19 protein-coding genes and 1 pseudogene are annotated in these 18,978 nt (G+C 72.6%); 8 read left to right on the top strand and 12 right to left on the bottom strand.

What is annotated here, in order from left to right:
- Positions 1-192: 192 nt before the first annotated feature.
- Complete coding sequence (locus HNQ79_RS28295) at positions 193-918, bottom strand: S1 family peptidase (RefSeq protein ID WP_185035733.1); 726 nt, start codon at positions 916-918, stop codon at positions 193-195.
- A 231-nt stretch (positions 919-1,149) separates the two neighbouring features.
- Between HNQ79_RS28295 and HNQ79_RS28300 the strand changes: the two genes are divergently transcribed.
- The 3 genes from HNQ79_RS28300 (at position 1,150) to HNQ79_RS28310 (ending at position 3,994) form a co-directional block, all read left to right on the top strand.
- Entirely contained in the window at positions 1,150-1,590 is a 441-nt protein-coding gene (locus HNQ79_RS28300; protein ID WP_185035734.1) for a VOC family protein, read from the top strand.
- A 212-nt stretch (positions 1,591-1,802) separates the two neighbouring features.
- Positions 1,803-2,135: a hypothetical protein gene (locus HNQ79_RS28305; protein WP_185035735.1), complete on the top strand. Its 333-nt coding sequence runs from the start codon at positions 1,803-1,805 to the stop codon at positions 2,133-2,135.
- Between the two features lie 512 nt (positions 2,136-2,647).
- Complete coding sequence (locus tag HNQ79_RS28310; RefSeq protein ID WP_185035736.1) at positions 2,648-3,994, top strand: esterase-like activity of phytase family protein; 1,347 nt, start codon at positions 2,648-2,650, stop codon at positions 3,992-3,994.
- A gap of 6 nt (positions 3,995-4,000) precedes the next feature.
- Here the strand turns inward: HNQ79_RS28310 and HNQ79_RS28315 are convergent, their stop codons facing one another.
- Positions 4,001-4,438, bottom strand: coding sequence for a glutaredoxin domain-containing protein (locus HNQ79_RS28315; protein ID WP_185035737.1), 438 nt, complete (start codon positions 4,436-4,438; stop codon positions 4,001-4,003).
- Positions 4,439-4,588: 150 nt separating this feature from the next.
- Here HNQ79_RS28315 and HNQ79_RS28320 point away from each other — a divergent pair, with 150 nt between their 5' ends.
- On the top strand, positions 4,589-4,972 hold the full coding sequence (locus HNQ79_RS28320) for a hypothetical protein (protein WP_229923457.1): 384 nt from the start codon (positions 4,589-4,591) through the stop codon (positions 4,970-4,972).
- Here HNQ79_RS28320 and HNQ79_RS28325 read toward each other — a convergent pair.
- From HNQ79_RS28325 to HNQ79_RS28340, 4 genes are all read right to left on the bottom strand, one after another.
- A complete protein-coding gene (locus HNQ79_RS28325; RefSeq protein ID WP_185035779.1) occupies positions 4,944-5,870 on the bottom strand; it encodes an RNA polymerase sigma-70 factor in 927 nt (308 codons plus the stop codon). The two genes, HNQ79_RS28320 and HNQ79_RS28325, sit on opposite strands and share 29 nt — an antisense overlap.
- Positions 5,871-5,928: 58 nt before the next feature.
- Complete coding sequence (locus HNQ79_RS28330; protein WP_185035738.1) at positions 5,929-6,405, bottom strand: carboxymuconolactone decarboxylase family protein; 477 nt, start codon at positions 6,403-6,405, stop codon at positions 5,929-5,931.
- A gap of 341 nt (positions 6,406-6,746) precedes the next feature.
- Positions 6,747-7,895 carry a hypothetical protein gene (locus tag HNQ79_RS28335; protein ID WP_185035739.1) on the bottom strand — a complete coding sequence of 383 codons (1,149 nt, stop codon included), beginning with the start codon at positions 7,893-7,895 and terminating at the stop codon, positions 6,747-6,749.
- Positions 7,896-8,058: 163 nt separating this feature from the next.
- Entirely contained in the window at positions 8,059-8,505 is a 447-nt protein-coding gene (locus HNQ79_RS28340; RefSeq protein WP_185035740.1) for a TetR/AcrR family transcriptional regulator C-terminal domain-containing protein, read from the bottom strand.
- Positions 8,506-8,512: 7 nt separating this feature from the next.
- Here HNQ79_RS28340 and HNQ79_RS28345 point away from each other — a divergent pair, with 7 nt between their 5' ends.
- Positions 8,513-9,118 carry a maleylpyruvate isomerase family mycothiol-dependent enzyme gene (locus tag HNQ79_RS28345; protein WP_185035780.1) on the top strand — a complete coding sequence of 202 codons (606 nt, stop codon included), beginning with the start codon at positions 8,513-8,515 and terminating at the stop codon, positions 9,116-9,118.
- Between the two features lie 33 nt (positions 9,119-9,151).
- Here the strand turns inward: HNQ79_RS28345 and HNQ79_RS28350 are convergent.
- Positions 9,152-10,181, bottom strand: a pseudogene (locus HNQ79_RS28350) (helix-turn-helix transcriptional regulator).
- A 219-nt stretch (positions 10,182-10,400) separates the two neighbouring features.
- Here HNQ79_RS28350 and HNQ79_RS28355 point away from each other — a divergent pair.
- On the top strand, positions 10,401-10,883 hold the full coding sequence (locus HNQ79_RS28355) for a hypothetical protein (protein WP_185035781.1): 483 nt from the start codon (positions 10,401-10,403) through the stop codon (positions 10,881-10,883).
- The gene (locus HNQ79_RS28360) at positions 10,880-11,353 is read left to right on the top strand and encodes a hypothetical protein (protein WP_185035741.1); all 474 of its coding nucleotides are present in this window, start codon (positions 10,880-10,882) and stop codon (positions 11,351-11,353) included. The genes HNQ79_RS28355 and HNQ79_RS28360 overlap by 4 nt, the downstream gene beginning before the upstream one ends.
- 289 nt (positions 11,354-11,642) lie before the next feature.
- Here HNQ79_RS28360 and HNQ79_RS28365 read toward each other — a convergent pair whose 3' ends face one another.
- From HNQ79_RS28365 to HNQ79_RS34100, 5 genes are all read right to left on the bottom strand, one after another.
- Positions 11,643-11,984 (bottom strand): thioredoxin family protein, encoded by a 342-nt coding sequence (locus tag HNQ79_RS28365; protein WP_229923454.1) that lies wholly within the window; start codon positions 11,982-11,984, stop codon positions 11,643-11,645.
- 145 nt (positions 11,985-12,129) lie between these two features.
- Positions 12,130-14,580: an ATP-binding cassette domain-containing protein gene (locus tag HNQ79_RS28370; RefSeq protein WP_185035742.1), complete on the bottom strand. Its 2,451-nt coding sequence runs from the start codon at positions 14,578-14,580 to the stop codon at positions 12,130-12,132.
- 257 nt (positions 14,581-14,837) lie between these two features.
- The gene (locus HNQ79_RS28375; RefSeq protein WP_185035743.1) at positions 14,838-17,078 is read right to left on the bottom strand and encodes an MMPL family transporter; all 2,241 of its coding nucleotides are present in this window, start codon (positions 17,076-17,078) and stop codon (positions 14,838-14,840) included.
- A gap of 296 nt (positions 17,079-17,374) precedes the next feature.
- Positions 17,375-17,935 (bottom strand): TetR/AcrR family transcriptional regulator, encoded by a 561-nt coding sequence (locus HNQ79_RS28380; protein WP_185035744.1) that lies wholly within the window; start codon positions 17,933-17,935, stop codon positions 17,375-17,377.
- Positions 17,936-18,101: 166 nt separating this feature from the next.
- Positions 18,102-18,287, bottom strand: coding sequence for a DUF6191 domain-containing protein (locus HNQ79_RS34100; RefSeq protein WP_185035745.1), 186 nt, complete (start codon positions 18,285-18,287; stop codon positions 18,102-18,104).
- Positions 18,288-18,555: 268 nt separating this feature from the next.
- Between HNQ79_RS34100 and HNQ79_RS28390 the strand changes: the two genes are divergently transcribed.
- Positions 18,556-18,900, top strand: coding sequence for a DUF6479 family protein (locus HNQ79_RS28390; protein WP_185035746.1), 345 nt, complete (start codon positions 18,556-18,558; stop codon positions 18,898-18,900).
- Positions 18,901-18,978: the final 78 nt, after the last annotated feature.

Consider the following 18,978-nt stretch of genomic DNA (forward strand, 5'->3'; position numbering starts at 1 on the left):
ACGGCTGTCAGGAGCATGAAGAGTTGTCGGGATGCAGGCAGCGACCGGGCGGTCGCGATTCCGGCAGCGGGGGCCCGCCCCGGGGGGCCGGCCGGAGCAGCGGAAGGCCCCGCAAGGCGCCGTGGGTGCCTTGCGGGGCCGGGGCCCGGGGAGCCCGGGAGGGAAAAGTCCCGGGGTGGGGGGCCGGGTCCGTCAGACGCCCGCGACGGAGCGGATCCAGGAGCGGTACGCGGTGACGTTCGTGTACGCGGTGGTGGTCTGGCGGTCGCTGGTGGAGGCGACGCCGACCTGCACCCCGTTCGCGTTCATCGGGCCGCCGGAGTCGCCGCCCGCGGTGATGCCGTTGCCGCGGCGCGCACAGATGGCGGAGCCGCCGTACGCGTCGCCGCAGCCGCCGGTCACGGTGACGTTGGCGACCTTGAGGTAGCGGGACTGGCAGGTCGCCTCGGAACCGCACTGCGAGGTGGCGCCCCAGCCGTAGACCTGCACGCTCTGGCCGACGCTCACCGAACCGGGCTGGCCCAGCCGGGAGTAGGTGCCCTGCACGGACCGGTCCAGGCGGACCAGCGCGAGGTCGGAGCTGTGGGTGTACGTCTGGACGCCGTTGGCGACCGTGCCGCCGCTGTGCTGGTCGAGGCTGCCGATGCGGAAGGAGAGCCCGCCGCCGCTGACGCAGTGTCTCGCGGTGAGGATCCAGGTCGGCGCGATGATCGTGGCCGAGCAGGTCTCCCGTCCGTTGGAGAAGAGGCGCGCGGCCCAGGGCGCGTTCTGCGCGTAACCGCCGCCGATGATCGGCTGGGTGACCGGGGCGGTGGTGGGGGGCGGGGTGGCGACGGAGGCCGTGGCCGTGGGGGCGAGGAGGGCGACGACGGAGGCAGCGGCGGCGAAGGCAGCGGGAACTAACCTGGCTATGCGCATGGTTCCTCGTTTCGGGTGCACGCTGAGGTGCGTGTTGTGGGGGTCGACGGCCCCAGAGTGACGGGAAACAGAACGCCCGGGTACTAACGACTGGCCATAACTCGCGCTTGTGCCCCCGCTGTCGGGCACCCGCGTGCACTCCGCCGGGACAAGATGTCGGAAACGCTGCGGCGGTTCCGTCCCGGGCCGGGAGCAGGGCAGGCGCGGCCCCACCGAACGAAGGAGACCGGCATGACGATCCAGCGGATGGACAACGTCCTCATCGTGGTCGAAGACCTTGACGCGGCCATCGCGTTCTTCGTCGAACTCGGCATGGAGCTGCGGGGCCGGGCCGAACTCGAGGACCGTGGGGCGGAGCGGGTCATCGGGATCGACGGCGTCCGGCAGGAGATCGCCATGCTGCGGACCCCGGACGGTCACGGCGGGGTGGAGCTGGCGATGTTCCACACCCCGCGGGCGGTCCGCGGCGAGCCCATGGACGCGCCGGCCAACACACTGGGCATCCGCCGCGTCATGTTCGCCGTCGACGACATCGACGAGGTGGTCGCCCGCGTGGGGGCGCACGGCGCGGAACTCGTCGGTGAGGTGGCGCAGGTCGGCGACAGCCACCGGCTCTGTTACCTCCGCGGCCCCGAGGGCATCCTCGTCGGGCTGGCCCAGCAGCTCGGCTGACGCGGGCGCCCCCTGGGGCCGGGTCGTGGCGCTGCCGTGCACGGCGCTGCGGGCCGGAGCCGTGACGCAGGTCCCGCCGGCCGCGACCCGGAGCTGTGACGCAGGTCCCGTCGTTTCCGGGGGTGAATCCGGCAGCCGTGGGCAGGCACTGCAAGATCCACCGCATACGCATCCGGCCCCCACGGGCCGTCGGACCAGTCACGGAGCTCCGCATGACCCACGACCAGGACCTGCTGCCCGCCCCCGCCGTCGCCGAGGCGCAGGGCGGGAGGCTGAACCGCGGGCAGATACCGACCGACGCCGTGCACGTCACGGTCAACGCCGTGCCGACCGCCGAGGCGGGCGACAAGGTGAACCTCTGGCTGACCGGCAGCGGCGAGGAGTACGTGGACGGGCTCACCGTCGGCGACGGCGGCAGCGTCGTCTTCGCGGTGCCCGCCGACACGCTTCCCCCGGCCCCGGCCGAGCTCAACGTCTCGTACCACCTGCACCGCAGCAGCGACCTGCTCGGGGTGTCCGAGGTCCTCCACCTCACCGTCGCCTGACGCGCCGCCGCGTACGCGCTTCGGAGCCACGGGGCCCGGTGGCCGGCCCGGCGCCGGCACGCGCTCCGCGGCCCCCGCCGGGGCGACGGGCGGTTCGGCAGGTCCGGCCCCGCAGCGCTCGTGTTCGCGGGGCCCGCCGCTCAGTCGAGGGTGCGCAGGACCAGCCTCACCACTCCGCCGACCGTCCGGCCGATCAGGGACAACAACCCTGTCTCCACCGCCAGTTCGGCAGCGTCGGCGGCGACGTCCGCCTTCTCCGACCTGGTCCGGCACGATGAACAGACACGGCGCCATCCGCGCGGACCACCACATTTCCTGCATGACCTCATGGGCACACACTGTAATGGCTGGGCCAACGCTCGGTCCCCGCTGCCGACAGGGCTCGGGCCGTGTGCGTTCACCGAGGAGTCACCCCGGCGTCATGATCCTGCCGTCCCGCGTTGCGCACGGCTGCGGATCATGAAACTCCGCCCCGGGATGTCGTCCACGGGCGACGTCACAGGGAGTTGACCATGAATCCGCGCCTCCTGCGCCGCCCCGCCGCCGTGGTGCTGCCGCTGTCCACCGCGCTCGCGCTCACGGCCGTCGTGGGCACCGCCGACGCGACCCCGACGCGCCACCACCGGCCGGACGGCGGCGCCCGCGTCATCTCCACGTCGACGCTGCCGGACATCCCCCTGGCCACGTTCAGCAACCGACAGCTGCCCGGCACCGTCGGCGACGACCGCGGCGTGGACCTCGGCGGCATCGGCAGCGACCTCTACCCGGCCGAGCGGCACGGCGAGTACTGGACCGTCACCGACCGCGGCCCCAACGGCCGGATCACCGTCGGCCAGGACAAGCGGCGCACGTTTCCCGTACCGGGCTTCAATCCTGCGATCGTCAAGATCCGCGCCGTCGGCGGCCGCCTCCAGGTGCTGCACTCCATCCCGCTGACCACGTCCGAGGGCGCGCCCGTGACGGGGCTGCCGAACCAGCCGGGGCGCGACGAGGCCCCGTACGACCACAGCGCCGCCAAGCCCCTGCCGTACCACCCGAGCGGGCTCGACACCGAGGGCCTCGTCCGGGACCGGGACGGCAGCTTCTGGGTTGTCGACGAGTACGGGCCCTCGCTCGTGCACGTTTCGCCTCGCGGGCGGGTACTGGCCCGGCACGTGCCCGAAGGGCTGCGGCTGACCGGAGCCGGATACCCGGTGGTCGAGTCGCTGCCGTCGGTCCTGCTCAAGCGCAAGACCAACCGCGGCTTCGAGGGACTGGCACTGCTGCCGGGCGGCGGCCTTGTCCTCGGCCTGCAGAGCCCGCTGCTCAACCCGGGCAAAGAGGCCGGCGAGGAGTCGCGCACCACGCGGCTGCTGCGCTTCTCGCCCCGCGAGAACAGGGTCACCGCCGAGTACCCGTACCGTTTCGACCCGGTCGGCGTCGTCGAGCCCGGCCAGACCAGGACGTCCGAGCTGAAGCTCTCCGCTCTGGTCGCGCTCGGCGGGGACCGGCTGCTGGTGCAGGAACGCACCGACAAGTCCACCCGACTGCACGAGGTGCGGCTGCGCCCCGCCAACGACATCCTCAACTCCCCATGGCAGTTCGCCACTTCGCCCTCGCTGGAGCAGCCGGCCGACCCGGTGGCAGCCGGAGTGCCCGTCCTGCGCAAGCGGCTGGTGGTGGATCTGAACGAGGTGAAGGGCGTGCCCGGCAAGATCGAGGGCATCGCGGTCGAGGGCTCGTCGACGCTCGTCCTGCTCAACGACAACGACTTCGGGATGGCCGAAGGACCGGAGGCGTTCGACGCGCGGGGCCGCCTGGTCGACAGCGGCGTGGAGACCGCTCTCGTCCGCGTACGGCTGCCGCGACCGCTGCGCTGAACGCCGTCAGCGCTTGGCGGGCAGTTGTTCCCGTACCCATGCGGGAGTGGGATTGGTGTACGGCCGGCCCGCCACGAACACCGTCGGCACGGTCTCGTTGCCGTCGTTCACCGCCCGTACCGCGGCTGCTCCCGCCGGGTCGCGCCAGATGTCGACCCAGTGCAACTGCCGGGCTTGGCTACCGAGTTGGACGCGCATACGCTGGCAGTACGTGCAGCCGGGCCGCCAGTAGACGACCGGCCGGCCGTCGGCCTCGCTGCGGCGCCGCGCCTCCGCCGCACTGAGCGACCTCGGGAAAATCAGCGGCGAGTTCACGACGGCGAACAGCATGAAGAACAGCAGGAGCGCCACACCGGCGACCGGGTTCCCCCTTGAGATGAGCCCGGCCGCCATCCCGGCACCGCCGAGCGCCAGCAGTACCGGCAGGGCCCACGTGCGTGTCATGCGACCGCACGCTACGGGCCCCGGCACGATTCGGCCAGTTTCGCGCCGCCTCGCATCCCGCACTCCACTCCCCCGCATTGAGTACCCCACGCCTCCGGGCTGAGTACCTGAGCCGATGCCCCACCGGGCGACCGCTGCTGGACTACGGGTATGACTCCCGCACCCGCTCCCGCCGCCGCTCCCGCCGCACCCGCCGCGAGCCGTCCGCGCCTGCGCCAGGTGACCGCCGCAGGCACGGCACTGGCCGTGGTGCTGCTTCCGCTGGCTGCCGGGGTACTGGTCGCCAAGGGAATGGCCGCGGACCCGCACGCTCCCGTCAACGCCCTGATGACGAGCGGCGGTCCGCGCGCCACCCTTCCCCACGCCGAGTGGAAGCGCCGCGGCCACGCCACCGCCCGCAGGCTGCGCACGGTCCGCCACGGAGTGGTCCGGCTGCGCACGGTCCGCAGCGGCGTCGTCCGGTTGCGCACGGGCCCCCATGCCCTCCGGCTGCGCGCTCCGAGGGTCACCTCGACCGGCGGCGGGCCTGCTTGACCTCGCGGTCGACCGCCCAGGCGTCGGCGACCGGTCCGAGGTGGCCGAGCTTGTCGGGGTTGATCACCCCCCGGACGGTCTGGACCCGGCCGCCGAGCACATCGAGGACCATGACGTACAGGACCTTGCCGTCCCGGTCGCGGAAGACCGCCCCCGGCTGCCCGTTGAGGTCCTGTGTCTCGCAGGTCACGCCGACGCCGCGCAGCATCGGGAAGAACGCGCCGAGCAGCCGCGAGACGTTCTCCGCGCCCACGATCGTCCGGGCCAGCTGGGGGGCCTTGCCGCCGCCGTCCCCGACCAGCTGCACATCGGCGGCGAGCAGTCGCTGCAGCCCCGCCACGTCACCGCCGCGCAGCGCGTCGAAGAAGCGGGTCGCCAGTTCCCGCTGCTCCAGGCGGTCCGCCGCGTACCTCGGCCGCCCGGCCTCCATGTGCCGCCTGGCCCGTACGAGCAGCTGACGGCAGGCCGCCTCCGAGCGGCCCACCGCCTCGGCGACCTCGTCGAACCCGAAGCCGAACACCTCCCGCAGCAGGAAGACGGCCCGCTCCAGCGGACTGAGCCGCTCCAGCAGCAACAGGGCCGCCATGGACACCGAGTCGGCCAGCTCCGCCGACCTCGCCGGGTCCTGGTACGGGTCGTCGAGCAGCGGTTCGGGGAACCACGGGCCGACGTACTTCTCCCGCCGCACCCGCGCCGAACGCAGCACGTCGATGGAAATCCGGGTGACCGTCGTCGACAGGAAGGCCTTGGGCGACGTCGGGCGGGTCGCCGATCCGTCGTAGCGCAGCCACGTCTCCTGCACCGCGTCCTCGGCCTCGCTCACGCTGCCCAGGATCCGGTAGGCGATCGAGAACAGCAGGGGGCGCAGTTCCTCGAACTCCCCGACCTTGCCCGTCATTCCGGCTCCCCGCTTCTCTGCTGGCAACTCGGCTTCTCCTTCGGGTGGTTGATTACCTTCAGTGGTGGGCCTGGCCTGCGACGTACGCCCCGGCGGGCTGCCGCGTGATGATGTTCAGCCGGTTCGCGGTGTTCATGAAGGAGATCAGGAGGACCAGGGCGGTGAGCTGCTCCTGGTCGTAGTGCTTGGCGGCGAGCTCCCACGCCCCGTCGTCGACTCCGCCGTGCGCGTCGGCGACCCGGGTGCCCTGCTCCGCCAGTTCCAGTGCGGCGCGCTCGGCCTCGGTGAAGACGGTGGCCTCGCGCCACGCCGCCACCAGGTTCAGCCGTACCGGGGTCTCGCCCGCGGCGGCGGCCTCCTTGGTGTGCATGTCGATGCACATGGCGCAGCCGTTGATCTGGCTCACCCGCAGCGAGACCAGTTCCTGCGTGGTGGCCGGGAGCGCCGAGTGCCGGATCGCCTGGCCGGCCGCCATGAGGTGCTTGACGGCCTTTCCGGCGGTCGGGTCGGCGAGGAAGTTGAGTCGGGCTTCCATGGTGGGCTCCTTTTGTGGTGGTGAATCGGTTCCTCATCTCCTGGGACGAGGTGGGGCGGCTCCTTGTGACACGGCCGGGGGTGGGGGCGAGACAGTGGCGGGGGCGGGGGTCGTAGCGGGGGTGCGGCGCGTACGCGGAGGGGCCGGGGCGTGGGGGCGGGACGCTCCGCGTGGGGGCCGCCCCCTTGCCCGCCCGTTCCGCCCCCCGGGGGCGGCCCCGCCGCCCAAGAGGTCTACGGGGTACTGCGGCCCCGCCGCCCAAGAGGCTTACGGGTGGGGCGGGGGGCGACGCCCTACGGGCTGCCGGGGGAGGGGCGTGCGGCCCGGCCGCGGATGTGGGGCTACTTGTGGGGAGGGCGGAGGCGGGTGAAGGCCTTGGTGAGAGCGTTCAGGGGGGAGTCCGGCTTGGCCGGGGAAAGCGCGGGCGGGCCCGGGGTCGCCCCGTCGGACACCTCGGCCAGTGCGGCGTGAGCCGCCTCCGCGGCCTCACGGTACAGGTCGCGGGACGTCGTCATGGCGTCCAGGGCCTCCGCGTACCGCACGACCATGTGCTGCGCGTGAACCAGTTCCTCGTCCGGGGTGAGCAGGTGCCAGCCCAGCCGGAGCCGGGCCAGGGCCTGCTCGGCCTCGGCGGTCATCCGTTGCGGCAGGGCGGCGAACTCCTTAATTCTGTCGAGGAGTTCGGTCGGCACCGAGCCGTCCAGGAAGACGGTGCGTACGGTGAAGTCCGCCGCCTCGTACCCCGGTGCCTGCGGCTCGGCGGGCAGGACGACGGCGCCGCCGCGCGGCACCCGTACGTTCAGTTCACGCTTTGCCGCGAAATCGACGATCTGCGCCTGCTCGGGCGTGCCCCGGTGCTCGACGACCCGGTGGCGCAGGCTCGGCGGCAGGAACGTGGAGACCGGCCGCTGCCCCAGCGCGTCCGGGGTCATCGCCTCGTGCACGACGACGTGGACGTACCAGCTCTGCCGGGCGCATTCGCGCAGTCGGTGCCGGAGTTCGTCGTCGTCCTTGGGCAGGTGGTTGGCCGCGCGCAGGCGTACGCCGGGCACCGTGTCGTGGTCCCAGGCGACGCTCTCGGTGTCGGGCCAGAACACGGTGGCGGGCGAGGGCCACTCCGGGGCCCATGCCGCTTCCGCCTCGGCGGCGAGGATCCAGGTGACGCCTTCGCTGTCCTTGCGGCGGTGGTGCTCGGGGTCGTACGTGGTGAGCTGGGCGCGCACCGTGATTCCGTCGGCCACGCGCCAGCGGGCCTCGAAGAGACGACGGGCCGACGGACCGGGGTCGGCGGATTCCTCGCGCGGGTGCAGGACGGTGGAACGAGCTGCCTCGACGGGGTCGAGATCCAGGAAGTCGTCGAGCACCCCGGCCGCCTTGAGGGCGATCAGGTTGCGGCGCACGTCCTGTTCGGGCTCGGGCCCGAGGTGGCGCCCGCGCCCCAGCCACGCGGTGTCGGGGACGGTGGTCGAGGGGGTGCTTTTTTTGGCCATGGAGTCGTTCTGTGAGGGGGCGAAGGCCCGACCAGTATGGTCCGTGGGCCTGGGAGGGGAAGCGGCGCCCCGCCCCGGACGCGACACCGCGTGTGTGCGGCTGATGCGGCGCAGCGGATTCCGGAGGGGGTGGAAGAGGGGGCGGACGCGGAGACGGCTGCGGCTAGGGCGGCGGGGCCTCGTCCGGGTGCAGGGCGTCGAGGATGAGCGTCAGACCGTAGCCGAATTCGTCCGCGTACGCGTAACCGGGCTTCAGGGCGTGCTCGGTGGCGAGTTCGGCGAGATGGGGGTGGGCGTCGGCGGGCAGGTCGCGCAGGATGGCGCCCGCGACCTCCGCCAGTTCCTCCGTGCCGCTGAACGGCAGGCTCGACTCCTGGAGCACGAAGCCGTACAGATAGCTGTCGATCAGCGACACGGCGTGTGCGGTCATGGTGACGGAGAACCCGCCGGCGCGCAGCGCACCCAAGCCCGAGCGCCCTGGCCCACCCGGGCGTGCCGCAGGGCCACGTCCGCCGGCGGCGGGAACCGATGAGTTCCCGGGCCGGGAAAGGTCATCACTCCGAACGGCCCTGAGACCGGACGAAGGAGCAGCCGTGCGGGACGACGACATCTGGGCGATGGTGCACGCGGAGCGGGCGGCACTGATCGAGGACCTCGCGAAGCTCGACGCCGAGCAGTGGCGGACGCCGTCGCTCTGTGCCGGATGGACCGTGCACGACGTGGCGGCCCACCTGGTCGACACCGCCCGTGCGACGCGTCTGGGCTTCGTGGCGGCGATGGTCCGGGCCCGGTTCGACTTCGACCGGCAGAACGCGCGCGGGGTGGCGCGCGAGCGGGCCGGCTCGCCGCGGGAGACGTGGGAGCGGCTGCGCGAGGTGGCGCCGCGCACGTCGACTCCGCCCGCGCCCCTGGACACCCGGCTCGTCGAGGAGGTCGTCCACGGCGAGGACATCCGAAGGCCGCTGGGGATCACCCGCGCCTACCCGGCGGAAGCGGTGGTACGGGCACTGCGCCTCCAGGCCCGTACCCCGGCGTCCTTCGGCGGGGCGAAGGAACGGGTGGCCCGACTCCGTCTCGTGGCCACGGACGCCGACCTGACGATCGGGGAGAGCCCGGACGGCCCGGAAGTGCGCGGGAGCGCGCTCGCCCTTCTGCTCGCCGTGTCCGGACGCCCGCTCCCGCCGGACGCACTCACGGGACCGGGAGCCGGCGCACTGGCGTGAGAACCCGGCGGCGGCCCGGCCGGTACGGGTACCTCACCCCGCGTCCGGCGGGTAGCGGGCGGCGAGGGTGCGCACCGTTGCGGTGAGGCGGGCGCGCAGGGAGTGGCGGGGCGAGCACCTCGACGTCGGCCCCCAGAGCCAGGAAGACGCCGTGCGCGTGGTCGAGTGACTCGATGGGGAGGGTGCCGCGGATCCAGCCGTCCGGGCCGGGGACCCCATGGGCGGCGAGGGCACGGGCCGCGGCAGGGGTGAGGCGCGGGACGGCGCGCGGGTGGAGGCGGACCTCGGCCTCGTCCTGGTACAGACGGGCGTGGAAGTCCCTCTGGTGGTGACGCCAGTACGCGGGCAGGTCGAACCCGTCCGGGACGGTGAACTCCTGGGCTTCGAAGCTGAGTTCGAGGATCTGGTCGACGCGGTAGGTGCGGAGCGCGGGGCTCGGGGCGGGGTCGGTGCTCGGCGCGGGGCCGGGGGGTGTGCCGGGGCCGGAGGCCGGGGCCGAGGCCGCGACGACGTACCAGCGGCCCGCCTTGAGGACCAGTCCGTACGGTTCGAGGCGTCGCCCGACCTCGGTGGGTTCCTTCCAGCGGCGGTAGCGGACGTGCAGGGCCCGGCCGCGCCAGACGGCGTCGGCGACCTGCGGGAGGTACGGGACCTCGTCGTCGGGGGCGTACCAGCCGGGCGCGTCCAGATGGAAGCGGGCGCTCAACCGGTCGGCCTGGTCGCGGAGCTCGGCGGGGAGGGCGGTACGGAGCTTGAGCTGGGCGGCGGCGAGGGCGGGCCCGAGGCCGAGTTCGGCGGCGGGTCCGGGCAGCCCGGAGAGGAACAGCGCTTCGGCCTCGTCGGCGTTGAGGCCGGTGAGACGGGTGCGGTAGCCGTCGTGAAGGCGGTAGCCGCCGCCGTGCCCGGCGTCCGCGTACAGCGGGACGCCCGCCGCGAGCAGGGCGTCGACGTCGCGGTAGACGGTGCGTACGGAGACGTCGAGTTCGGCGGCGAGATCGGCGGCGGTCGCACGGCCGCGGTTCTGCAGGATCAGCAGGATCGACAGGAGACGGCTGGACTTCACTGACAGAGGATGTCAGTGAAGCGCGTCTACGGTCCAGCCATGACCTCGACCAAGAGGCTCCTATCGGAGCACACCGAACACCCCCTGCACACCGCGCGCACCAGAAGCACTGAGCCCATCTCGGGCACCGAAGGCACCGAAGGCACCGAAGGCACCGAAGGCACCATAGACACCGAAAGGACCGACGCCTCCCCCACCGGGCCCGCCTTCGCCGAGAAGCTGATCTGGACACGCCCGGTGACCGAGGTCGCCGGGCGGCACGTCAAGCGCTATCTCGTCGCCGCCGACCGGACCGCGCTCACCCCCGCCGTCGAGGAGGCCGCGTACGCGATCCTCCCGGAGCTGCTGCCCGAGCCGGACGGGACACCGCCCGCCACCTTCGTGGTACTGCACAAGGGCGGCGACAGCGGGGCATACCTCAACGCGTACAGCTGGACATGGGACAACGCCCTGTACTTCGGCGGCGCGGCGGCGGGCCAGCCCGCGCTGGGCTGTCCGGACGAGGACCCGACGCACTTCGTCGTCCTGGACCGTTCGCTGATCGGCTGCGTGTGGGAGCTGCCGCCGCTGCTGCACGAACGGGACGCCTGGGTACGGCACATGCTCGACCCGCACCCCCCATCCCCCTCCGGCCTGCCCGCCCGCCTCGACGCGTACCTCGCCGACGTGATGCCCGGCCGCACCACCGGGGACCGCCTGTGAACGGCTCCGCGGGCACGGGCGACTTCGACTTCTTCGTCGGCACCTGGGACGTCGCCAACCGGCGGCGTACGGACTTCCTCGACGCGTCGAGCGAGTGGGAGGAGTTCCCGGGCGTCACCCACGGGTCCCGGCACTTCGACGGCGGCGCGCACTTCGACGAGATCGACTTCCCGACGAAGGGTTCCACCGGTCTCACGCTGCGACTGTACGACCCGGAGCTCGCCCGGTGGTCGCTGTACTGGGCGAGCAAGCGCACGGGGACCCTGTTCCCGCCCGTGACCGGTGCGTTCCGGGACGGCCGGGGCGAGTTCCACGGCGACGACACCTACGAGGGGACGCCGGTCCTGGTGCGGTTCGTGTGGTCGGGGATCACGGAGGACGCGGCACGGTGGGAGCAGGCGTTCTCGGTGGACGGCGGCACGAGCTGGCTGACGAACTGGGTGATGGAGTTCGAGCGGCGCAGGCGGTGAGGCGGCCCGGGGCGGGGGGCCGGCCCTGACGGCGGAGGCGGGACGGCCCGGGGCAGGGGGCCGGCCCGGCCCGGCGGGCGAGCGTCGGCCCACGCCAACTCGGCCGCCGGTTCCGGTCGGTGACCGGGCAGCCGCCGCGATGGCTCCTGGCCCAGCGTGTGCACCGGGCGCAGGAACTGCTGGAAGGCGGGCGTCGTCTCCCTCGGGACGGCGCCGAAAACCACCCTCCGTCGCATGAGTCGGGTCGGGCCCGCCCCGCCCCGCCCCGCCCCGCCCCGCCCCGCCCCGGTCAGAGGTGCCCGTCGAGGAAGTCCCTGAACTCCGTACGGTCCATGGGTCCGGTCGCCGCCGTCGCCCCGCCGTCGCTGCTGATCAGTACGAAGGCGGGGGCGCCCGTGACGCCGTACCGCTTCGTCGGCTCCGGGCAGCGGCTGATGTCCACCTTCACGCAGGTCAGCCGCCCCTCGTACGCGCGGGCCAGTTCCGCGACGACGGTGTCCATCTCCTTGCACGCCTGGACCGCCTTGGGCCAGGTCCCGGAGAAGTACGCGAGGACCGGGCCGTCCGCCCTCGCGAGGATGAAGTCGAACTCGGCGCTCTCCATCGGCTGATGGACCCTGCTGCCCGCCACGGGTGCTCCTTCTCGAACGCGATAGGTGCTGACCTGCGGTGATGATCACCGGTCCGGTCCCATCATGCCCCGTACGGCGGTGCGGGCGCTCCCGCGCTCCCCTCCCCCGGGCGGGAGACCCGGCCGGGGGAGGGAGGGTGCACGCTCACGCCCCGACGTACTCCGCCAGGTGCTCCCCGGTAAGGGTGGAGCGGGCGGCGACGAGGTCGGCGGGGGTGCCCTCGAAGACGACCTTGCCGCCGTCGTGGCCGGCCCCCGGGCCGAGGTCGATGATCCAGTCGGCGTGCGCCATCACCGCCTGGTGGTGCTCGACGACAATGACCGACTTGCCAGAGTCGACGAGCCGGTCGAGCAGGCCGAGCAGCTGCTCGACGTCGGCGAGGTGGAGGCCGGTGGTCGGCTCGTCCAGGACGTACACGCCACCCTTGTTGCCCATGTGGGTGGCGAGCTTGAGCCGCTGGCGTTCACCGCCGGACAGGGTGGTCAGGGGCTGGCCGAGGCTGAGGTAGCCGAGGCCGACGTCGGCGAGGCGGGCGAGGATGCGGTGGGCGGCCGGAAGGTGCGCGTCGCCGGAGCCCCGGCCGAAGAACTCCTCGGCCTCTGCCACCGACATCGCCAGCACCTCGCTGATGTCCCGGCCGCCGAAGCGGTACTCGAGTACGGACGCCTCGAACCGCTTGCCCTCGCACTCCTCGCAGGGGGTGGCGACCCCGGCCATCATCGCCAGGTCGGTGTAGATGACGCCCGCGCCGTTGCAGACCGGGCAGGCACCCTCGGAGTTGGCGCTGAACAGCGCCGGCTTCACCCCGTTGGCCTTGGCGAAGGCCTTGCGGATCGGTTCGAGGAGGCCGGTGTACGTCGCCGGGTTGCTGCGCCGCGAGCCCCGGATGGGCGTCTGGTCGACCGACACGACGCCCGCCGAGGCCGGGATCGACCCGTGCACGAGCGAGCTCTTGCCGGACCCGGCGACCCCGGTGACGACGGTCAGCACGCCGAGCGGGATGTCCACGTCGACGGCCCGCAGGTTGTGCCTGTCCGCGCCGCGGATCTCCAGGGCGCCGGTGGGCCGGCGCACCGACTCCTTGACCGCGGCCCGGTCGTCGAAGTGGCGGCCGGTGACGGTGCCGCTGGTGCGCAGCCCCTCCACGGTGCCCTCGAAGCAGATCGTGCCGCCACCCGAACCCGCGGCGGGGCCGAGGTCGACGACGTGGTCGGCGATGCGGATCGTCTCGGGCTTGTGCTCGACGACGAGGACCGTGTTGCCCTTGTCGCGCAGCCGGAGGAGGAGGTCGTTCATGCGGCTGATGTCGTGCGGGTGCAGGCCGATCGTCGGCTCGTCGAAGACGTATGTGACGTCGGTGAGCGGGGAGCCGAGGTGACGGATCATCTTGACGCGCTGCGCCTCGCCGCCGGAGAGGGTGCCCGCGGGACGGTCGAGCGCGAGGTAGCCGAGGCCGATCTCCACGAACGAGTCGAGGGTCTGCTGGAGCGCGGCGAGCAGCGGCGCCACGGAGGGCTCGCTCAGCGTCCGTACCCACTCCGCCAGGTCCCTGATCTCCTTCGCGCAGGCGTCCGCGATGCTGATCCCGTCGATCTTGGAGGACCTGGCGACGTCGCTCAGCCGGGTGCCGTCGCACTCCGGGCAGGTGGTGAAGGTGACCGCCCTGTCCACGAACTCGCGGATGTGCGGCTGCATCGCCTCCCGGTCCTTGGACAGGAACGACTTCTGGATCTTGGGGATGAGTCCCTCGAAGGTGAGGTTCACCCCGTCCACCTTGACCTTGGTCGGCTCCTGGTGGAGGAAGGCCCGCATCTCCTTCTTGGTGAACTTGGCGATCGGCTTGTTCGGGTCGAGGAGGCCGGACTCGGCGTACACCCGTACCGTCCAGAAGCTGTCGGACTTCCAGCCCGGGATGGTGAAGGCACCCTCCGCGAGGGACTTGGAGTCGTCGTACAACTGGGTGAGGTCGATGTCGGAGACCGCCCCCCGGCCCTCGCAGCGCACGCACATGCCGCCGGTACGGGTGAAGTTGACCTTCTCGGTCTTCGTCTTGCCGGCACCGCGCTCGACCCGGAACCCGCCGCTCGCGCTGACCGACGCGACGTTGAAGGAGAACGCGCCGGGCGAGCCGATGTGCGGGGTGCCGAGCCGGCTGAAGAGGATGCGCAGCATGGCGTTGGCGTCGGTGGCGGTGCCGACGGTGGAGCGGGGGTCGGAGCCCATCCGCTGCTGGTCGACGATGATCGCGGTCGTCAGCCCTTCGAGGACGTCGACCTCGGGGCGGGCGAGTGTCGGCATGAAGCCCTGGACGAAGCTGCTGTACGTCTCGTTGATCAGCCGCTGCGACTCGGCGGCGACCGTGCCGAACACGAGGGAGCTCTTGCCGGATCCCGAGACGCCGGTGAACACCGTCAGCTGCCGTTTGGGGATGTCGACGCTGATGTCCTTGAGGTTGTTGACGCGTGCGCCCTGAACGCGAATGAGATCGCGCACCCCGGCTCCGCCGGCTGCCGCCGTCGACGCCCCCGCTGCCTTCGGTGCCTTGGCCGCCGTCTTGCCGACAGGGGCCTTGGCCGCCTTCTTGGCCGTGCTCATCGTGTCTCCAAGTGTTGCCCGGGGCCGCCTCGCACGGCCTCCCCCAATATCGCCCGGATCACCGCACCGGCAGGCAGAACGTTTGATTCCGCTCCGCCGGTGCGGGCGCCCGCGACGTCCGTGGCCACACGCTACGGGCGCGGCGACCGGTTCCGCTTCTCCGTTTCTGACGATCTCCGCGGGGCCGTACGCCTACGGGCCGCACGCCCGCAGGCGTACGGCCCGTAGAGCCCGTGCAGGCGTGCGGCCGTCCGGGGTCAGACCGTGAGGGACTCGCGTTCCCGCCGACCGGTGTCCGCGGGCTCGTCCAGGCTCGCGCCCTCGATGTCCAGGTCCGGCAGGGCGCGCTGGAGCGGGCGCGGCAGCCACCAAGCGGCGCGGCCCAGGAGGCTCATCACCGCCGGGACGAGCGTCATACGGACGACGAACGCGTCGATGACGACTCCCACCGCCAGCGCGAACCCGATGGACTTGATGATCGGGTCGTCGAGGAGGACGAACCCGCCGAAGACCGCCGTCATGATGAGCGCGGCCGCGGTCACCACACGGGCGTTGTGGCCGACGCCGTTGACCACGGCACGCCGGGCCGGCATGCCGTGCACGAAGTCCTCGCGCATCCGGGAGACGAGGAAGACCTCGTAGTCCATGGCCAGGCCGAACAGAATGCCGATGAGAAGGATCGGCAGGAAGCTGACCAGCGGTCCCGGCGTGTCGATGCCGACGAGGTGCGCGAGGTGCCCCTGCTGGAAGAGGCCGACGGTGATGCCGAATGTCGCACCGACGGTGAGCAGGAACCCGAGCGCCGCCTTGAGCGGTACGAGGACCGAGCGGAACACCAGCATGAGCAGGAGTACGGACAGACCGACGACCAGCCCCAGGTAGACGGGCATGGCGTCGGCCAGTTTCTCCGAGACGTCGATGCCGAGCGCGGTGGCGCCGGTCAGCGCGACGTCGGCGCCGGAGACCCGGTCGGCCTTGGCCCGGATGTCGTGGACCGCCTGTTCGGTGGCCTCGGCCGTCGGTCCCGCCTTCGGGATGACCGCCAGGAGGGCGGTGGTGCCCTGCTTGTTGAACTGCGGCGGGGCGACGGCGAGGACACCATCGGTGCCCTGGATGAGTTTGGCCGCCTCGGCGGTCGCGGCCTTGGTCCGTGCCGGATCGTCGGCGCTCACGACGGCGAGCAGGCGTCCGTTGAAGCCGGGGCCGAAACCCTCGCTGGTCAGGTCGTACGCCTTGCGGGCGGAGGAGCCGACGGCTGCGGTGCCCGCGTCGGGAAGGGCGAGCCGCATGTCCTGAGCGGGGAGGGCGAGCGCGCCGAGCCCCACGATGCCGACGATCAGCAGCGGGATGCGCAGCTTGGCGACCAGTCGGCCCCAGCGGAACCCGAAGGCTTCCTTGGCCTTCTCCGTATCCGCACCGGCATCCGCCCTCGCATCCGTGGCCGCCGTCGCATCCGTGACCGCCGTCGCATCCGCGTCCGCAGCGGCAACCGCGGCCACGCTCTTGCGCTGGGCGCGCGGCAGGACGCGGCGCCCGGCGAAACCGAGCGCCGCGGGCAGCAGGGTGAGCGCGACGAGCACGGCGAGCACCACGGTGCCCGCGGCGGCCAGGCCCATCACGCTCAGGAACGGGATGCCGACGACGGAGAGGCCGACCAGCGCGATGACCACCGTCGCTCCGGCGAAGACGACCGCGGAGCCCGCGGTTCCGGTGGCACGGCCGACGGCCTCCTCGCCGTCCAGGCCCTCGGCGAGGTACTGCCGGTAGCGGGAGGTGATGAAGAGCGAGTAGTCGATGCCAACGGCCAGGCCCAGCATCAGGGCGAGGACGGGCGCGGTGCTGGTCAGTTCCACCGTGCCGCTGAGCGCGAACAGCCCGGCCATTCCGGCGCCCACGCCGATCAGCGCGTTCAGCAGGGTCATGCCCGCGGCGACGAGGGAACCGAAGGTGATGACGAGGACGACCGCGGCGACCGCGACGCCGAGGGCCTCGGTGGAGCCCACCTCGACCTTCGCCGTCATCACTTCGCCGCCGTGCTCGACGGTCAGGCCCTCGGCGGAGTCCCCTGCCTTCTCGAAGGCGGCCCGTTCGTCGTCGGTGACGTCCTCGACCCCCTTGGCGAACGGCACCTGGACGAGGGCGTAACGGCCGTCCGGCGACACGGCCTTGGCCTGGAAGGGGTCGACCGCACCGACGACACCGGGAAGGGCGGCGGCCTCTCGCACGATGGGCGCGACGCGCGCCGGCGTCAGCTTCTCGCCCTTGGGTGCGGCGATCACGATGGTGCCTGTCGTGCCACTGGCCTGCGGGAACTCCTCCTTGAGCGCGGTCAGCGCCCGCTGGGACTCCGTGCCGGGCATGGTGAACTTGTCGGTGGTGGGGCCGCTGAACGCAGCGGCGGCCGCGCCGAGCAGCGCGAGCAGGAGCAGCCAGCCGGCGGCTATGCGCCCGCGACGGCGGAAGGAGAACCGGCCGAGCCGGTAGAGCAGGGATGCCATGCGGAGATGTGTCTCCTCGGTCGGTACGGGGGCTTCGGGGCTTCGGGGGCGTCGGGGCTTCGGGGGCGTCGTAACGAAATTGCGGGCGCCCGGATACGGGACTGTGCGGGCGGCGGTGCGGGACTGCCCGGGCGCCGTTGCGGGGGCTTGGCTTGGCCGGGGCGTGAGCGGGACCTGGTCAGGGACGTCGGCGGCGAGCAGCCTGGGGGCCGCGGGTCCGGAATCGGGGTCTGGGTCGGCGGTCTTGGTCTGCGGTCCTGGTCGGAGGTCCTGGCCCGGAGGGTCCGGGCCGGGGGCTAATGCCGTGGTCCGTCCGGTCGTCGGCCGAGGGTGCGCAGGGCGCCGGCGATCAGCTCGTCGCGCAGGACGTCGTCCGGGATGTCCATCTCGCCGGCACAGGTGACGAAAACCGCGCCGAGCACCATGTTGGCGCTGACGATCCGTCCCGCGTCCCTCGAACGGCCGCTCATCGTGTCGACGAGTCGTTCCGCCATGGCCGCGATGTCGCCCAGAGCCGGGTTGCAGACCATGACGGGGGTGTCCTCGAAGAGGATCTTCACCTCGCGTCTGTGGCGCAGGGCCAGCTCCACGTAACCGACGACCGCCGCCTCCACCTGCTGGTCCTGCGGCAGGCCGGTCACGTGCGCGTCGAGCGCGGCGAGCTCCTCACGCGCGGGCGTGAGGAGCTCGGTGAGGATGGCTTCCTTGGTGCTGAAGTGGTAGATCAACGACGCCTTGGAGCATCCGGCGTCGGCCGCGATGTCGTGCAGTGAGGTGCCGTTGAAGCCGCCGGCGGCGAAGAGCCGCAGGGCGGATTCGAGGATGTGCCCGCGCATCGCGGACGCAGGTCGTGCCATGCCCCCACGGTAACTGTCCGATCGGTCAGTACTGACCGATCGGACAGGGAAAGGCGTGTGAGCTGCGCCACGGCAACAGGGGGCGGGGTGAGTGATCCCGGCACCGCCGACGCGTCGCGCCCGAGGCACGATCCCGGTCGGCGCCCTGCTCCCGGCCGGAGCCCGGTCAGCCTTCCTCCCGGTCCTCCTCCGCGCTCGGCGGCCGGACGACGACGACTCCGCTGGAGAGGTCTATCGGGCCCCGGCCGGGGTCGGAGTCGCCCGTCTGCTCCAGGGTGAGCTCCAGCCGGCGCCGCTCCTCCTCGGTGTGCCGGCGGCCGGGGGCGAAGAGTTGGTCGAAGGTGCCGAACACGGTCACTCCTTCCGAGGGCGAGGAGGACAGCGTACGGCGACCGCACGTTTGTACGACGACGGGGCGTGGCAAGTGCAGCGGCGCACGCGCTCGGGGGGCGCTTCCCGGTCGGTACCGACTCCCGTGGGCGGCGTCACAGCCGTCGGCTGAGACGGACGCCGGCCGCCCGTCGCCGACCGCACTTCGACGGGCGGCAACCGGTGCGCCATACGGGCGGGGCGGGGCCGCTCGGTGGTAGCGGGGCGGGGGCGGCGGGAAGAGGGAGGGCATGAACCTCATGACTGGCGCAGACCCCGTCGGCGCAGCCCCCCGCGGCGCAGACCCCGTCGGCGCAGGCCCCCGCGGCGCAGACCTCATGGGCTCGGACTTCGCCCCGCTCGCCGTGGAAAGCTCCCCGCACCTGTGGATCCTGGTGGTCGGGATCCTCATCGCGGGCCTGCTGCTCGGTGCCTTCCTGTACGGAAGCCGCCGTTCGTCCCGGCACCGCGCGAACCTGCCGCGCCGGCCGCAGCCGGGCGCTGACTCCTGGCAGAGCGCCGACGAGTCGACGCACCCGGACCCCGACGGCCACGAGGGCGAAGGCGGGGGCGGCGGCCGGCACCGGAGGAGCTAGGCGAACGGGGGCCGGGCCCCGAAGCGCGGGGCCCGGCGGACGGGACTCGGTGGGCCCTGCGGGCGGGACTCGGTGGGC

The organism is Streptomyces candidus, assembly GCF_014207445.1.
Classification (GTDB): domain Bacteria; phylum Actinomycetota; class Actinomycetes; order Streptomycetales; family Streptomycetaceae; genus Streptomyces; species Streptomyces candidus.

Coding starts and splice junctions, on each gene's coding strand:
- HNQ79_RS28295 (WP_185035733.1), bottom strand. CDS start 918: ATGCGCATAGCCAGGTTAGTTCCCGCTGCCTTCGCCGCCGCTGCCTCC.
- HNQ79_RS28300 (WP_185035734.1), top strand. CDS start 1,150: ATGACGATCCAGCGGATGGACAACGTCCTCATCGTGGTCGAAGACCTT.
- HNQ79_RS28305 (WP_185035735.1), top strand. CDS start 1,803: ATGACCCACGACCAGGACCTGCTGCCCGCCCCCGCCGTCGCCGAGGCG.
- HNQ79_RS28310 (WP_185035736.1), top strand. CDS start 2,648: ATGAATCCGCGCCTCCTGCGCCGCCCCGCCGCCGTGGTGCTGCCGCTG.
- HNQ79_RS28315 (WP_185035737.1), bottom strand. CDS start 4,438: ATGACACGCACGTGGGCCCTGCCGGTACTGCTGGCGCTCGGCGGTGCC.
- HNQ79_RS28320 (WP_229923457.1), top strand. CDS start 4,589: ATGACTCCCGCACCCGCTCCCGCCGCCGCTCCCGCCGCACCCGCCGCG.
- HNQ79_RS28325 (WP_185035779.1), bottom strand. CDS start 5,870: ATGACGGGCAAGGTCGGGGAGTTCGAGGAACTGCGCCCCCTGCTGTTC.
- HNQ79_RS28330 (WP_185035738.1), bottom strand. CDS start 6,405: ATGGAAGCCCGACTCAACTTCCTCGCCGACCCGACCGCCGGAAAGGCC.
- HNQ79_RS28335 (WP_185035739.1), bottom strand. CDS start 7,895: ATGGCCAAAAAAAGCACCCCCTCGACCACCGTCCCCGACACCGCGTGG.
- HNQ79_RS28340 (WP_185035740.1), bottom strand. CDS start 8,505: ATGTCGTCGTCCCGCACGGCTGCTCCTTCGTCCGGTCTCAGGGCCGTT.
- HNQ79_RS28345 (WP_185035780.1), top strand. CDS start 8,513: ATGGTGCACGCGGAGCGGGCGGCACTGATCGAGGACCTCGCGAAGCTC.
- HNQ79_RS28370 (WP_185035742.1), bottom strand. CDS start 14,580: ATGAGCACGGCCAAGAAGGCGGCCAAGGCCCCTGTCGGCAAGACGGCG.
- HNQ79_RS28375 (WP_185035743.1), bottom strand. CDS start 17,078: ATGGCATCCCTGCTCTACCGGCTCGGCCGGTTCTCCTTCCGCCGTCGC.
- HNQ79_RS28380 (WP_185035744.1), bottom strand. CDS start 17,935: ATGGCACGACCTGCGTCCGCGATGCGCGGGCACATCCTCGAATCCGCC.
- HNQ79_RS28390 (WP_185035746.1), top strand. CDS start 18,556: ATGAACCTCATGACTGGCGCAGACCCCGTCGGCGCAGCCCCCCGCGGC.